16 protein-coding genes are annotated in these 11189 nt (G+C 53.4%); 10 read left to right on the top strand and 6 right to left on the bottom strand.

From position 1 onward, the window contains the following. Positions 1–639: pyruvate kinase (locus VLA04_00210; protein HSI20132.1), on the top strand; the 639-nt coding region annotated here is incomplete at its 5' end. 43 nt (positions 640–682) lie between these two features. On the opposite strand, the gene VLA04_00205 is transcribed toward VLA04_00210, so the two are convergent. From VLA04_00205 to VLA04_00190, 4 genes are read right to left on the bottom strand one after another with little or no spacing between them, the layout of a single operon-like run. Then, the gene (locus tag VLA04_00205) at positions 683–976 is read right to left on the bottom strand and encodes a hypothetical protein (protein ID HSI20131.1); all 294 of its coding nucleotides are present in this window, start codon (positions 974–976) and stop codon (positions 683–685) included. Between the two features lie 18 nt (positions 977–994). Continuing rightward, positions 995–1609, bottom strand: coding sequence for a hypothetical protein (locus VLA04_00200; GenBank protein HSI20130.1), 615 nt, complete (start codon positions 1607–1609; stop codon positions 995–997). Between the two features lie 52 nt (positions 1610–1661). After that, entirely contained in the window at positions 1662–2906 is a 1245-nt protein-coding gene (locus tag VLA04_00195; GenBank protein ID HSI20129.1) for a glucose-6-phosphate isomerase, read from the bottom strand. 3 nt (positions 2907–2909) lie between these two features. Next, the gene (locus tag VLA04_00190) at positions 2910–3806 is read right to left on the bottom strand and encodes a hypothetical protein (GenBank protein ID HSI20128.1); all 897 of its coding nucleotides are present in this window, start codon (positions 3804–3806) and stop codon (positions 2910–2912) included. Positions 3807–3856: 50 nt separating this feature from the next. On the opposite strand from VLA04_00190, the gene VLA04_00185 reads away from it, so the two are divergent. From VLA04_00185 to VLA04_00145, 9 genes are all read left to right on the top strand, one after another. Next, positions 3857–4147, top strand: coding sequence for a NifU family protein (locus tag VLA04_00185; GenBank protein HSI20127.1), 291 nt, complete (start codon positions 3857–3859; stop codon positions 4145–4147). After that, on the top strand, positions 4134–4889 hold the full coding sequence (gene sufC, locus VLA04_00180; GenBank protein HSI20126.1) for a Fe-S cluster assembly ATPase SufC: 756 nt from the start codon (positions 4134–4136) through the stop codon (positions 4887–4889). Before VLA04_00185 ends, sufC begins: the two co-directional genes overlap by 14 nt. Next, positions 4861–5436: an HD domain-containing protein gene (locus VLA04_00175; protein ID HSI20125.1), complete on the top strand. Its 576-nt coding sequence runs from the start codon at positions 4861–4863 to the stop codon at positions 5434–5436. The genes sufC and VLA04_00175 overlap by 29 nt, the downstream gene beginning before the upstream one ends. Beyond that, entirely contained in the window at positions 5433–5915 is a 483-nt protein-coding gene (locus VLA04_00170) for a DUF456 domain-containing protein (GenBank protein HSI20124.1), read from the top strand. The genes VLA04_00175 and VLA04_00170 overlap by 4 nt, the downstream gene beginning before the upstream one ends. Then, positions 5912–7309 carry a Fe-S cluster assembly protein SufB gene (gene sufB, locus VLA04_00165; protein ID HSI20123.1) on the top strand — a complete coding sequence of 466 codons (1398 nt, stop codon included), beginning with the start codon at positions 5912–5914 and terminating at the stop codon, positions 7307–7309. The genes VLA04_00170 and sufB overlap by 4 nt, the downstream gene beginning before the upstream one ends. A 2-nt stretch (positions 7310–7311) precedes the next feature. Beyond that, on the top strand, positions 7312–7869 hold the full coding sequence (locus VLA04_00160) for a SufD family Fe-S cluster assembly protein (protein HSI20122.1): 558 nt from the start codon (positions 7312–7314) through the stop codon (positions 7867–7869). Further along, a complete protein-coding gene (locus VLA04_00155; protein HSI20121.1) occupies positions 7856–9058 on the top strand; it encodes a cysteine desulfurase in 1203 nt (400 codons plus the stop codon). Before VLA04_00160 ends, VLA04_00155 begins: the two co-directional genes overlap by 14 nt. Further along, a complete protein-coding gene (locus VLA04_00150; protein HSI20120.1) occupies positions 9051–9422 on the top strand; it encodes an iron-sulfur cluster assembly scaffold protein in 372 nt (123 codons plus the stop codon). Before VLA04_00155 ends, VLA04_00150 begins: the two co-directional genes overlap by 8 nt. A 227-nt stretch (positions 9423–9649) precedes the next feature. Continuing rightward, on the top strand, positions 9650–10048 hold the full coding sequence (locus VLA04_00145) for a hypothetical protein (protein HSI20119.1): 399 nt from the start codon (positions 9650–9652) through the stop codon (positions 10046–10048). Positions 10049–10093: 45 nt separating this feature from the next. Here the strand turns inward: VLA04_00145 and VLA04_00140 are convergent, their stop codons facing one another. After that, complete coding sequence (locus tag VLA04_00140) at positions 10094–10678, bottom strand: ribonuclease H-like domain-containing protein (protein ID HSI20118.1); 585 nt, start codon at positions 10676–10678, stop codon at positions 10094–10096. A gap of 64 nt (positions 10679–10742) precedes the next feature. Continuing rightward, positions 10743–11189, bottom strand: a 447-nt coding sequence (locus VLA04_00135; GenBank protein HSI20117.1) for a Fe-Mn family superoxide dismutase, incomplete at its 5' end; no start/stop codon positions are given.

Here is an 11189-nt window from a genome sequence, read left to right as displayed (position 1 = left end):
GATGGGCACCGCATTACCGCCTGCCTCATTAACGGTGGCATCCTCAAAGAACGGAAGAGTGTGAATGTGCCAGAGACTCACATGAACCGCTCCAGTATTACAGATAAAGACCGGGCCGATATTGAATTCCTAGTCCATGATGCAGGTGTGGATTGGCTTGCTCTTTCCTTTGTGGGAACCCGTCACGATGTAGAAGAAGTCCGCAGCCTTGTGGGGGACAAGCCGGTAAGGCTCATGAGCAAGATTGAACGGAAGATTGCCATGGACAACCTACCGGAGATCATTGAAGCCTCAGACGCCCTTATGATTGCCCGTGGAGACCTGGGTATTGAGCTTCCTTTTGAGGAAATCCCTATTTTGGCCAAGCAAATTGTGCAGCTTTCCCATATGGAAGGAAAGCCTGCTGTTGTCGCTACCCAAATGCTCCTCTCTATGACCCACTCACTTCGCCCTACCCGCGCCGAGGCCTCAGACGTAGTGAATGCTGTTCTCGACCGTGCCGATGCCCTCATGCTTTCTGAGGAAACCGCTGATGGCCAACACCCAGTCAACGCACTACAGACTATGGTAAAGATTGTGCGTCGCGCTGAAGAGTTCAAGTACGGCCGGCCTAACTACTTTGGCCAGTTCGACCTCTAGTAATCAGAAAAAGGCCTTCCCGCGGGAAGGCCTTTTTGTATCCCTATAAACCGAGGGCGGAATCGCTCAAATCTGCATCGCTAAAGTCGTCTTCGGGGACAGCGCCGAGAAGGGTATCGATGTCTTTGACTTCTGCATCTGTATCGATGGTGGTTTTTGCCGTGGCTCCCGCAGCAACCTGGGCAGAGTCACTCTCGGCGGCTGCCTGCCTAAAATCTTGGCCGCTCAATGCACTATTGGTATCCAGGTCCTCGTTGTACTGCTTAAAGGTAAGGTACAAGCCTACGCCAAACACAGCGATGAAGAGGAGGATAAGGTAGAAACGGACTGGTTTCATGGGAGGGTAAGAGAAGTTCTATTCTGCGCTTGGGGACGAGGTAGGGGAAGCTGATGGGGAAACCTTCTTTTTCAGCTCCTTAACGGCTGGTTTCACATCGCTTTTAATGTAGGCGTGGATAGCCTTTACATCGGCACGAAGCGCTTCGTGGCCGGTACGAGCAGCTTCCACACTTACCTTAAGCTCATCCTTGGATTTTCCACATACTGCATCTTCAGTAGTGGTAAGAGAGGCAAGATAGGTGGTCTTATCGGCTTGGTAGTCGGCCACCATTGCCTTGAGCGTGGTGAGTTTGGCCTCTAGGTCCGTGGTACTGTAGCCCGCTGCCTGGGCACGGGTAATGATACTACTGATCTTAGTTACCAACTTCTCATGCTGTTCACGGTGCGCACCTTCCAGCTTTTTGTTCTCCTCAAAACGTGACTCAACTTTAAGCTGCACGTCTTCACACTTCTCAATAGCTTTGGCATGGCGTTCAGCAGCCGCTTTTGCCCTTTTTTCAGCCCTTTGGGCCGCAGTCTTTTCCCGGGATCCGGAAGTTGACGAGTCACCCTCTTCTGCCCTGACGGGGGCTATCGCAAGAAAAGCGAGGACCAGAAGGCCTGCAATGGAGAGTACGGTAAGTTTCTTCATGAGAATAACTCCGGGGAGTTGTTACCTGTTCTTACCCCAAATTATACCACAGTTAGTCCCCCAAAAGGTGGTGCGCAATCTCTTTGCCCCGCTCTACGCCGGGCTGGTCAAAGGCGTTGATGTGAAAAAGCGCTCCTGCATAGGCGGTTGCCAACTCAAAGAACATAATGAGGCCACCCACGTGCCAGGCATCAAGCCGGTCCACGTCTATACGGTAGGTGGAGCGACCCACTTCCTGGAGCGATTGTTCGGTCCCCGCCTGTTCAGCCTGGAGGATAGTTAAGAAGGACTTTCCTTTTAGGTAATCTAGGGCAGCAACAGGGGGGATGTCTTCTGGGACAACGCTATCCGGAAGCTCTGCCACCGTAATAAAGGTAAAGGTCTTGTCATTTGGGCCCTCCCTATAAAGCTGGACCTGGGAGTGCTGGTCAGTTGGCCCCAGGGCGGCAACGGGAGTAGGCCCCACAAAAACATCGGCACCTTCCTGGTTCTTTGCTTTGCCCAGGCTTTCAGCCCAGAGCTGCCGGAACCAAAACCCAAATTCACGCAGGGAGTATACGTAGGGCATAAGCACATGGATATGCTGCCCCTTTTCGTATGCTGCGTGCTGAAGGGCAGCGTATTCCAAAGCCGCCTCAGGCTCTTCCTCTAACATATACTTGGCACCAGAAAGCAGGCCGCGGATATCCACACCTGCGAGCGCCAGGGGGAACAAGCCAACGCAACTCAATACAGAGAAGCGGCCACCGACAGCGGGGTGAGCAAGTGATTGGTATCCCTCTGCCTGAACTACCTGGCGGAGTGTCCCGCTCTCAGGGTCTGTCACAGCTACAATGTGCTCTTTATAGAAATCACCGACCGCATTCTTAAGGGCTTCGCGAAGCACAAGGTACGCACTCATTACCTCAATGGTATTCCCCGATTTAGAAACCACCACCACACATGTCTCCTCCCATTTGACGAGGCCCATCACCTCCTGCAGGGCAAGAGGGTCCGTGGTATCGCCCACAAAGAAAAGCCGCTTAGGGCTAACCAGGTTGTAAAACTGGTGGTTGAGCACACGGTGAACGGCTCGTGCACCTAGGTCAGACCCACCTATCCCTACAATCACAAAAGCAGAAAAGCGCTCGCGCAGCTCACGGGCAAGCGACTCAATCCCATTCACCGTGGTGTCATCTTGATAGGGGAGCGCTGCAAAAGGCAGCTCCCCGCCCGCAATCGCTTCGCGCACCACCTTATCCGCTTCAGAGGAAGCGCTTGGCTGATGCGTGAACTTGGAGGTAAACCGAAAGGCCATAAGTTAGAGGTTACGCCAAAGGGGACTGTTTTGACTTGCTGCTACTAGTGTACGCGCTTCGGCTACAAGTGTCGCCAAGTGACTTAGGTCACGGACTACCGCAGCCACCCCCTCACCTGCCTCACCCTTGCCGAGAACAATGCGCCTGACCCGTCGCCCACCCCATTTGGAACCCAGGACAAAGGTAGCAGGCTGCTGCGCGATGAGACTGGTGAGCACCCGCTCTTTATCGGTACTGGAAAGCTCACTATGGATAAGGGAAAGGGAAAGCCGGGTACCCAAGCCTTTGGCAATGCTGGTCTTTGCACCCGTGAGCAGCACTAGCTCTATCCCCATATTGCGAAGCATTTGGATGGATTCCGTCACCCCTCCTTGCAGTTCGTATTCACACGCAAAAATACCCAAAAGCCGACGGGGCTGTTTCTGCGCCAAGAAGAGGGTGTACTTTCCATCAAGCTCAAACTGGTGGGCTAGCGTCTGGATGGTGACCCCCAGCTCAATGTTCTCCGCCTCCATGGTGGCCGTGTCGCCTAGCACAAACCAGGTACGATCAAGCTTGCCCACCATGCCGGTCTGCCCAATGGTGTCGCTATCTATTTCCCGCAGGGTAAGCTCCGCCTCTTCGGCGGCCCGCACAATGGCTTTGAGCACAGGGTTGTTACTAGAGCGCGCCAAACTCCCCGCCACATGCAGGACTTTCTGCTTGGTGGACAAGGTTTGGTCTTCAACGCCAAAAAACTGTCGGACGGTAGGTTGCCCAGTATAGAAAGTAAGGGCACTCGGGAGGATAATTTGCTTCACCTCCGCCATTTCTTTCACCTGCTGCCACGAATCCAACTTAACCCCCGTGCGGGTAGCAAGTTCGGAGAGACGGGCTTTGATATACCATTCTTTAAGCATCTCTCTGGAGTATAGCCAGAAGAAGCCTCCTTTGGTATGGTGAGCGAGACATGAAAGACAGCCTCCACACACGTGTTCAACAGATTCTCAACGAAGTGCAGCCCATGCTTGGGATGCACGGGGGAGCCATTGAACTTGTCGACGTTTCCAGTGACAACATTGTGTCCCTTCGCTTCAAGGGCGCTTGCGTTGGCTGCTCTGCCGCCGATGTCACCTTGGAATACGGCCTTAAGGAAATGCTCATGATCAAATGTGAGGAGATTTCCGATGTCATTGCCGTCAACGACGAGCCTGTCACCCACGACGCACCAGCCACCCCCCTCCAGTATGTTCAGCGTTAAAAACCTTTCCGTTACCGTTGAGGGGAATGCCATTCTCCGTGAATTCTCCCTTTCTACTGAGAAGGGCAGCGTTCATGCGCTCATGGGGCCAAACGGCTCAGGGAAATCTACTCTCGCCCATGCCCTTGCCGGCCATCCCAGTTACGAAGTCACCGGGGGAGAGGCACTGCTTGGCGATGTAAATATCCTAGAACTTTCACCTTCCGAACGCGCGCAGGCGGGGGTCTTTTTAGCCTTTCAGTATCCCGCTGCCATACCTGGTGTATCGGTTTCCCACTTCTTGCGCCTTGCCGTTCAATCCCTCCAGAAAGCCCGTGGCGAAACCCCGGTGGGAGTGGCGCCTTTTATCCGGGAACTGCGTGAGCGCATGAAGCTCCTCGGCATCCCGCTCTCCTTTGCGGAGCGGAGCGTAAACGATGGGTTCTCAGGTGGCGAAAAGAAGCGCCTGGAGATGCTCCAAATGCTCATGCTGAAGCCCAAGGTGGTAATCCTCGATGAGATTGATTCCGGCTTGGATATTGATGCCATGAAGTTTGTGGCCGAAGCCGTGCACACCCTCCGCACTGAGCAACCGGAAACAACCGTCCTCGTTATTACGCACTACCAGCGCCTTTTGAACTACATCAAACCCGACTACGTCCACATTGTGAAAGAAGGCGCAGTGGTCCGGAGCGGTGGACCTGAACTTGCCCATCAATTAGAAGCACATGGATATGAAGGAATCGTCCGCGAACGCGCGTAACTTACATTTTCTCTACCAACTGGGGAGCCTTCGCCATGTCCAACGTTCTTGGCGCCAGTATTTTGGTACCGATGTTGCCACGGACTTGGAACACACGCTCCGCGTAGCTTTCATCGGCCTTATGCTTTCCAAAATGGAAGGTGGGGCAAACGATGAGATCATCCTCAAGATGGCCATCGTCCATGATTTGGCAGAAAGCCTGACCGGCGACCTGACCCCCGTACAGAAAAAGTACGTAGAGATAGACGAGGAGCGGGCCATTCACGATATGTTTACCGGTACCTCGCTAGAGGAGTACATTGAGGTACTCAAGGTTTATCTGGAACGTGACACTATTGAGGCCAAAATTGTGAAGGACGCAGACCGCCTAGACGTCGACTTGGAGATTCGTGAACTGGCAGCCCGTGGCCACGACATGAAGCTGTGGGAAGAGAAGCGCAAAGTGATTGTTGACGAGTTCTTTACCGACTCCGCCCGCCAACTATGGCATTCCATTCAAGAAAGTGACCCTGCCAGCTGGCGCGATGTCATTGAAGGCCTGGCATGAACACCGCGCTTGTTATCACCATTCTATTGCTCCTGCCTGGCCTTGGCATGGCCTTTGTACCGGTCATCCCGGCCCTTTTGTACATGTTCCTGGTCAGCCTGACATACGCCATTGTCACTCATTTCACGAGGCTTACGGGTTGGGAACTCGTGCTCTTAGGATTCATTACGGTGGCTGGCATTGCCGTTGACCAGCTAGCCGGCATTTTAGGTGCCCGCTGGGGAGGTGCCAGTAAGAAAGCTGCCATTTTTGGTCTGACCGGCATGGTTGCAGGCACCGCCATCGGGACTCCCATTCTAGGCTTTGCCGGGCTTTTTGCCGGCATCTTTTTGGCCGAGCTTACGGAACTCAAAACCCATGCCGAAGCATTCAAGGCAGCTCGCGGTGGGCTTATGGGTGCACTAGCCGGGTATGTTGTCACTATTGTCCTTGCCTTCCTTTTCTTTATTACATTCCTAGGACTCACCTTCCGCGGATGAGCACACCCACGTTTACTCCCACTGAGTATTCACTCGGCTTCAGCGACCCTGAAGAGTATTTGGCACGCACGCCTAAGGGGTTAAGTGAGACCACTGTGCGGGCCATCTCTGCTTTTAAGAAAGAACCTGAATGGATGCTGGAAAAGCGGCTTGAGGCCTATGGCATCTTTTGTGACAAACCCATGCCAACCTGGGGAGCCGACCTGTCCGAGTTGGACTTTGAAGAAATGACCTATTTCCTCCGCTCACAGGACCGCCCAGGGCGTAGCTGGGATGATGTGCCAGACCGCATTAAAGAAACCTTCGAGCGTATTGGGGTACCGGAAGCCGAGCGTAAGTTTTTAGCCGGTGTCGGTGCCCAGTACGAAAGCGAAGTGGTGTATCACTCATTGAAAGAGGAGTGGGAAAAGCAGGGTGTCATCTTTTTGGACATGGACTCGGCGCTGCGTGAATACCCAGAGATAGTGCGCCAGCATTTTGGGACGCTCATCCCTGCAAATGACAACAAGTTTGCCGCACTAAATACTGCTGTCTGGAGCGGCGGGTCTTTTGTCTACATTCCCAAGGGAGTGCGGATGGACATCCCACTACAAGCCTACTTCCGTATTAACGCCCGCAATGCAGGGCAGTTTGAACGGACACTTATCGTAGTGGAAGAAGATGCCTACGTGCACTACGTAGAAGGATGCTCTGCGCCCACCTACAGTTCTGATTCGCTGCACGCTGCGGTGGTAGAGGTGATTGTTAAAGAAGGGGCACGCTGCCGCTACACCACCATTCAGAACTGGTCATCCAACGTGTACAACTTGGTTACCAAGCGGGCAACTGCCCAGAAAAACGCCACCATGGAATGGGTAGATTGCAACCTTGGCTCCAAGATCACCATGAAGTACCCTTCGGTCTTCCTGATTGGTGAAGGTTCCCGCGCCGAAATTCTGTCCCTTGCCCTGGCTGGCGAAGGACAGCATTTGGATGCCGGAAGTAAAATCTTTCACCTAGCCCCCAACACCAGCTCCCTCATTACCTCTAAGTCTGTCTCGCATACGGGCGGCCGGACATCGTACCGTGGCATTGTGAAGGGGAACAAGCGGTCGCACGGCATGACCAGCAAGGTGGTTTGCGACGCCCTTCTCTTAGATGATGCCTCAGAGTCCGATACCTACCCCACTATGGACATCCAGCAGTCCCAAGCCCAAGTAGAACACGAGGCCACCGTATCCAAGGTGGGGGAAGAGCAGCTTTTTTACCTAGAAAGCCGCGGCCTTTCCGAGGCCGAAGCCAGTGCGCTTATTGTGAACGGTTTCTTAGAGCCTATCGTTAAAGAACTCCCCATGGAGTACGCCGTAGAAATGAACCGGTTGGTTGAACTCCAGATGGAAGGGAGTGTGGGATAGCCATGCAGTCCAAGCGCCTCTCCATTTCTGAAGCTCAGACCATTGTTGTCAGCCCGTCTGAGCGTGACATTGAAGTACCTCGGGGGACCTTCCGCTACTTAATTAAGCAGGAGGAGGGGGAGCAGGTGCATACATTCCACCTCCGGGAAAGTGACACGCAAGTACTCATTGTGGGGCTGGTTGAAGCTACAGACACTGACACGCCATCCCTGGAGACGGCAGTGGTTCACCATGCGCCACGCACCAAGGCAGAGACCCTCATTAAAACGCTTGTGCGCGACACCGCAGGTCCCCGCTACCGCGGCATGATCCGCATTGAGCCAGGAAGCCGGGAGTGTGAGTCGTACCTGAACCATCACAGCCTCCTCATTGGGTCAAAAGCCCAAAGCTGGACAACCCCATCACTGGAAATCCTCAATAACGGGGTAAAGTGTTCACATGCGGCCACCGTACGTACCATTACCCCTACAGATTTGTTCTATCTAGAAAGCCGCGGGCTCTCGCCTGAAGACTCTGAAAAACTCCTCATTGAAGCATTCCTCTCCGATGTACAAGACTGACTTTCCCTTCTTTAGCCATCGTCCCGATATTCTTTATCTGGATAGTGCCGCTACCACGCAAAAGCCCCGCGAGGTTATTGAGCGTGTAGCTCAGTACTATGTACAGGAGTGCGCACCTGTAGGGCGCAGCTTGTATGAAGCAGGGGTAGCCGCCACTTCTGCCATTGCCACCATTCGCCAACTGGCTTGGCATTTCTTTGATGCCCCAGAGGAAAGCGAGGTCATTTTTACCTCAGGCGCTACGGAGTCCCTGAACCTGCTAGCACATGGTATAGCCCACACGCTCCAGGAAGGAGATGAAATTATCCTTTCTGAGAGCGAACATCACGCAAACATTGTTCCCTGGCAGGAGATGGTAAAAACCTGTGGTGCACGGATTTTGTTCATACGGAACCTGGAAAATGGCCAGATTGACTTGGAACAGCTAGGGGAGAGCCTTAGTGAAAGAACCCGGGTTGTTAGCCTTAGCCTTGTTTCCAATGTTTTTGGCACGCTTCTTCCCGTAGGTGAAATTCAAAACTTGCTAGGTAAGCAGGGGAGACGTCCCTGGTTTTTCCTGGATGCTTCGCAAGCTGCCGCGCACCTTCCCCTTTCGCTCCGCACGCTTGGCTGTGATGCGTTAGTGCTCAGTGCACATAAAATGTACGGGCCAAGTGGCGTGGGACTCCTCTGGGGGAGGACACCCCTACTTGAACAGCTTGCTCCCTACCGCACTGGTGGTGGCATGATTTCTAAGGTCTCCCTCCCCGAGACAAGCTACGCCGCCCTTCCCGAGCGGCTGGAGGCAGGCTCGCCTAATACTGAGGGCATTTTAGGCTTTGGCGCCGCCCTTTCCTACCTGGAACGAATTGGCATGGAGGCAGTCCGCACCCATACAGAAGAAGTAAGTACTGTCCTCCGGGCAGCACTCGAGAAAGTACCAGGTGTGAGCATCTTGGGTGACCCTCATCCTAGTAGCGGGATAATTTCCATTAGCCACGAGAAAGTACACCCGCACGATTTGGCACAGTTCCTAGCCGATAAACATATTTGCGTACGTGCCGGGCACCAATGCGCCCAACCCCTGCACGCTGCACGTAACCTACCAGGCTCCCTGCGGGTAAGTGTAGGGTTGTACAACTCCACTGAGGACGCAGCGCGCTTGGAAGAAGCTTTGAGAGAGGCCCTAGTGCCTTTTGGCTATGCTTAATGTATTCCAACAACAAATCATAGACCGCTCGCAAAACCCCCTGTTTAAGGGGGCAGTGGATGGCGCAACTCACACAGCAGAAGGCGCCAACCTTTCCTGCGGCGATGAACTGACCTGGCAGATCCGGGTAGCTAACGGGATAATAACCGAGATCAGGCACCAAACCCGTGCCTGCTCTGTGTGCGCCGCAAGTGCCGACCTACTTGCAGAAGAGCTGCAGGGGAAACCCTTTTCCACCTGTCAGGATTGGACAACTGATCAGGTGGCCGAACTGCTGGGCATCCCGCTCTCTCCTATACGTCTCAAGTGCGCACTCCTGCCCCTGGAGGCATTGAAAACGGCTCAACCATCTACACCCAAGTAAGGGCCCTTCTCATTGACAAATGGGCACTTTTATGGTATAAAGTGCCCACATCCTAAGGAGGACTTTCCAATTTGAATATATCAACAGAGCTTTTTACCAGAGGAGAGGGCGGCAGTTGGCCGTTCGTGGAAGTGTTCGTCGCCAAAAGCATGAGCACTGAGTCGCGAAACCGGTTCGTCCCCCGCGCGGGAACCAATTTCGGCGCCTACCGAAAAGACCGAGAGGTCATGCCCTTCCTTCACACCCAACTCAATGGGGAAGACGTGATCGTGGTTGTCACCAACGAGCCCAGCGCCACCGAGGCAGACATCCGCCAGCTCATTGCATCGGCAGAGCCCTACCTGGTCCAAACCATGAAGGAGCTTGCGCAGCCAATTGGTGAAGATCTCCTGGACGGGCTTCGGAAGTCTGAATATTGGCAGATGTCGAAAGACAAAACCACTGGCAGACTCTACAGCCTCGCTCTCCTACCTCATTACGATAAAGGTGAAGAGGAAGTGAGAGTTGGAATCTATGCCAAGCTCGAAATCGACACAGACACCGAAAACGGCGTTGAGCTCATCCAGGACCACTATACCCCTGGAGAAGACCGCGCCTTCTACAAGGCAGCGCTCAGGTTCACCTAGTTTGCCGAATACCAAAGACCAGCCCCCGTGGGCTGGTTCTTTTTATTAGAACAAACTGAGGTTCATTGGCCCGTTTGACTCGTTCACCAGCCTATCGGCACTACTGAAATCTACCAAAAACTCTTTGACACCGGCCAAATCTGCATACTTCAGGAAGCCGTTCCGCTTGGCAAAGTCATACACTTCCCGGGTAATCTTTACGTCATCCATACAGTACTCCCGGAGCTCTTCAATCTTACCCTCAGCATAGAGGCGAACAGCTTTAAGGCCATCGCCACTCTTGCCGTAACCCAGGGTAGCACCTGCAATATTATCCAACTTAATGCGGAAACCAAGGGACTTATGAACCTGCTCCAGGATGTCAAAACTAGGCACCTTGGTTATCTCGGGGAACATAGCCGACACCACCAGGTCATCAAACCCTTTGTTGTTGAACCCAATAATGAGGTCGCAGTCCTCGAGACGACGGAAAAACTGGGGGAGTTCGTCCTCGGTAAAACTTAGGTACTCGTCATCACGGTAGGAATACATACCAATAAGTGAGATGTGCAACCGTCGGGGATCCCTGGTTCCAATCTGTTGAAACGTGTCCTTGGTCTCTATGTCGTAAACAATAATATCGCGGGCCATTCGCACAGTCCTTTACAAGAAATAGCTAAAAGAAATTAAGAAAATACCGCCAGGGGAGAACGTTTTAGCGTTTTACAGAGGTAAAGCGCTCATCCACCTTTTTCCAGTCTACGTTCTTCAGGAAAGCTTCAACGTATGCCTTGCGGTCTGAACCGTGATCGGCGAAGTACGCGTGTTCGTACACGTCGCACGGAAGCAACAGCGCATTCCCCCACACTCCCCCATGGTTTTGCGCGTCAGCGGCATAAATGTGCAAACGCTTGTCCGAAAAATCGTAGGAAAGGATGGACCAACCGCGTGCAGCCATAGCTGTAGCAGTGAATTCCTCTACGAAACGGTCCCAACTCCCCCACTCCCCTTCGATGGCTTCTTTAACCTGGGTTCCTTCTGGATTTCCGTCTCCCCCCAGAATGGAGAAGAAGCACTCGTGAAGCACCATGCCGTTTGCAGCAAAGGTCTCCCCTTCTTTGAGGCCGCGCCATACAGAATAAATCTGGTTGGCAGTTGAAAG

The organism is Verrucomicrobiia bacterium (genome assembly GCA_035460805.1).
In the GTDB taxonomy this organism is placed as follows: domain Bacteria; phylum Patescibacteriota; class UBA1384; order CAILIB01; family CAILIB01; genus DATHWI01.
The sequence above is the reverse complement of the archived record's forward strand: the minus strand, read 5'-3'. Positions and strand labels throughout refer to the sequence as shown.

Excerpts from the sequence above, each read along its gene's own strand:
- VLA04_00205 (HSI20131.1), bottom strand. The coding sequence starts at position 976 with ATGAAACCAGTCCGTTTCTACCTTATCCTCCTCTTCATCGCTGTGTTT.
- VLA04_00200 (HSI20130.1), bottom strand. The coding sequence starts at position 1,609 with ATGAAGAAACTTACCGTACTCTCCATTGCAGGCCTTCTGGTCCTCGCT.
- VLA04_00195 (HSI20129.1), bottom strand. The coding sequence starts at position 2,906 with ATGGCCTTTCGGTTTACCTCCAAGTTCACGCATCAGCCAAGCGCTTCC.
- VLA04_00190 (HSI20128.1), bottom strand. The coding sequence starts at position 3,806 with ATGCTTAAAGAATGGTATATCAAAGCCCGTCTCTCCGAACTTGCTACC.
- VLA04_00185 (HSI20127.1), top strand. The coding sequence starts at position 3,857 with ATGAAAGACAGCCTCCACACACGTGTTCAACAGATTCTCAACGAAGTG.
- sufC (HSI20126.1), top strand. The coding sequence starts at position 4,134 with ATGTTCAGCGTTAAAAACCTTTCCGTTACCGTTGAGGGGAATGCCATT.
- VLA04_00175 (HSI20125.1), top strand. The coding sequence starts at position 4,861 with ATGAAGGAATCGTCCGCGAACGCGCGTAACTTACATTTTCTCTACCAA.
- VLA04_00170 (HSI20124.1), top strand. The coding sequence starts at position 5,433 with ATGAACACCGCGCTTGTTATCACCATTCTATTGCTCCTGCCTGGCCTT.
- sufB (HSI20123.1), top strand. The coding sequence starts at position 5,912 with ATGAGCACACCCACGTTTACTCCCACTGAGTATTCACTCGGCTTCAGC.
- VLA04_00160 (HSI20122.1), top strand. The coding sequence starts at position 7,312 with ATGCAGTCCAAGCGCCTCTCCATTTCTGAAGCTCAGACCATTGTTGTC.
- VLA04_00155 (HSI20121.1), top strand. The coding sequence starts at position 7,856 with ATGTACAAGACTGACTTTCCCTTCTTTAGCCATCGTCCCGATATTCTT.
- VLA04_00150 (HSI20120.1), top strand. The coding sequence starts at position 9,051 with ATGCTTAATGTATTCCAACAACAAATCATAGACCGCTCGCAAAACCCC.
- VLA04_00145 (HSI20119.1), top strand. The coding sequence starts at position 9,650 with ATGCCCTTCCTTCACACCCAACTCAATGGGGAAGACGTGATCGTGGTT.
- VLA04_00140 (HSI20118.1), bottom strand. The coding sequence starts at position 10,678 with ATGGCCCGCGATATTATTGTTTACGACATAGAGACCAAGGACACGTTT.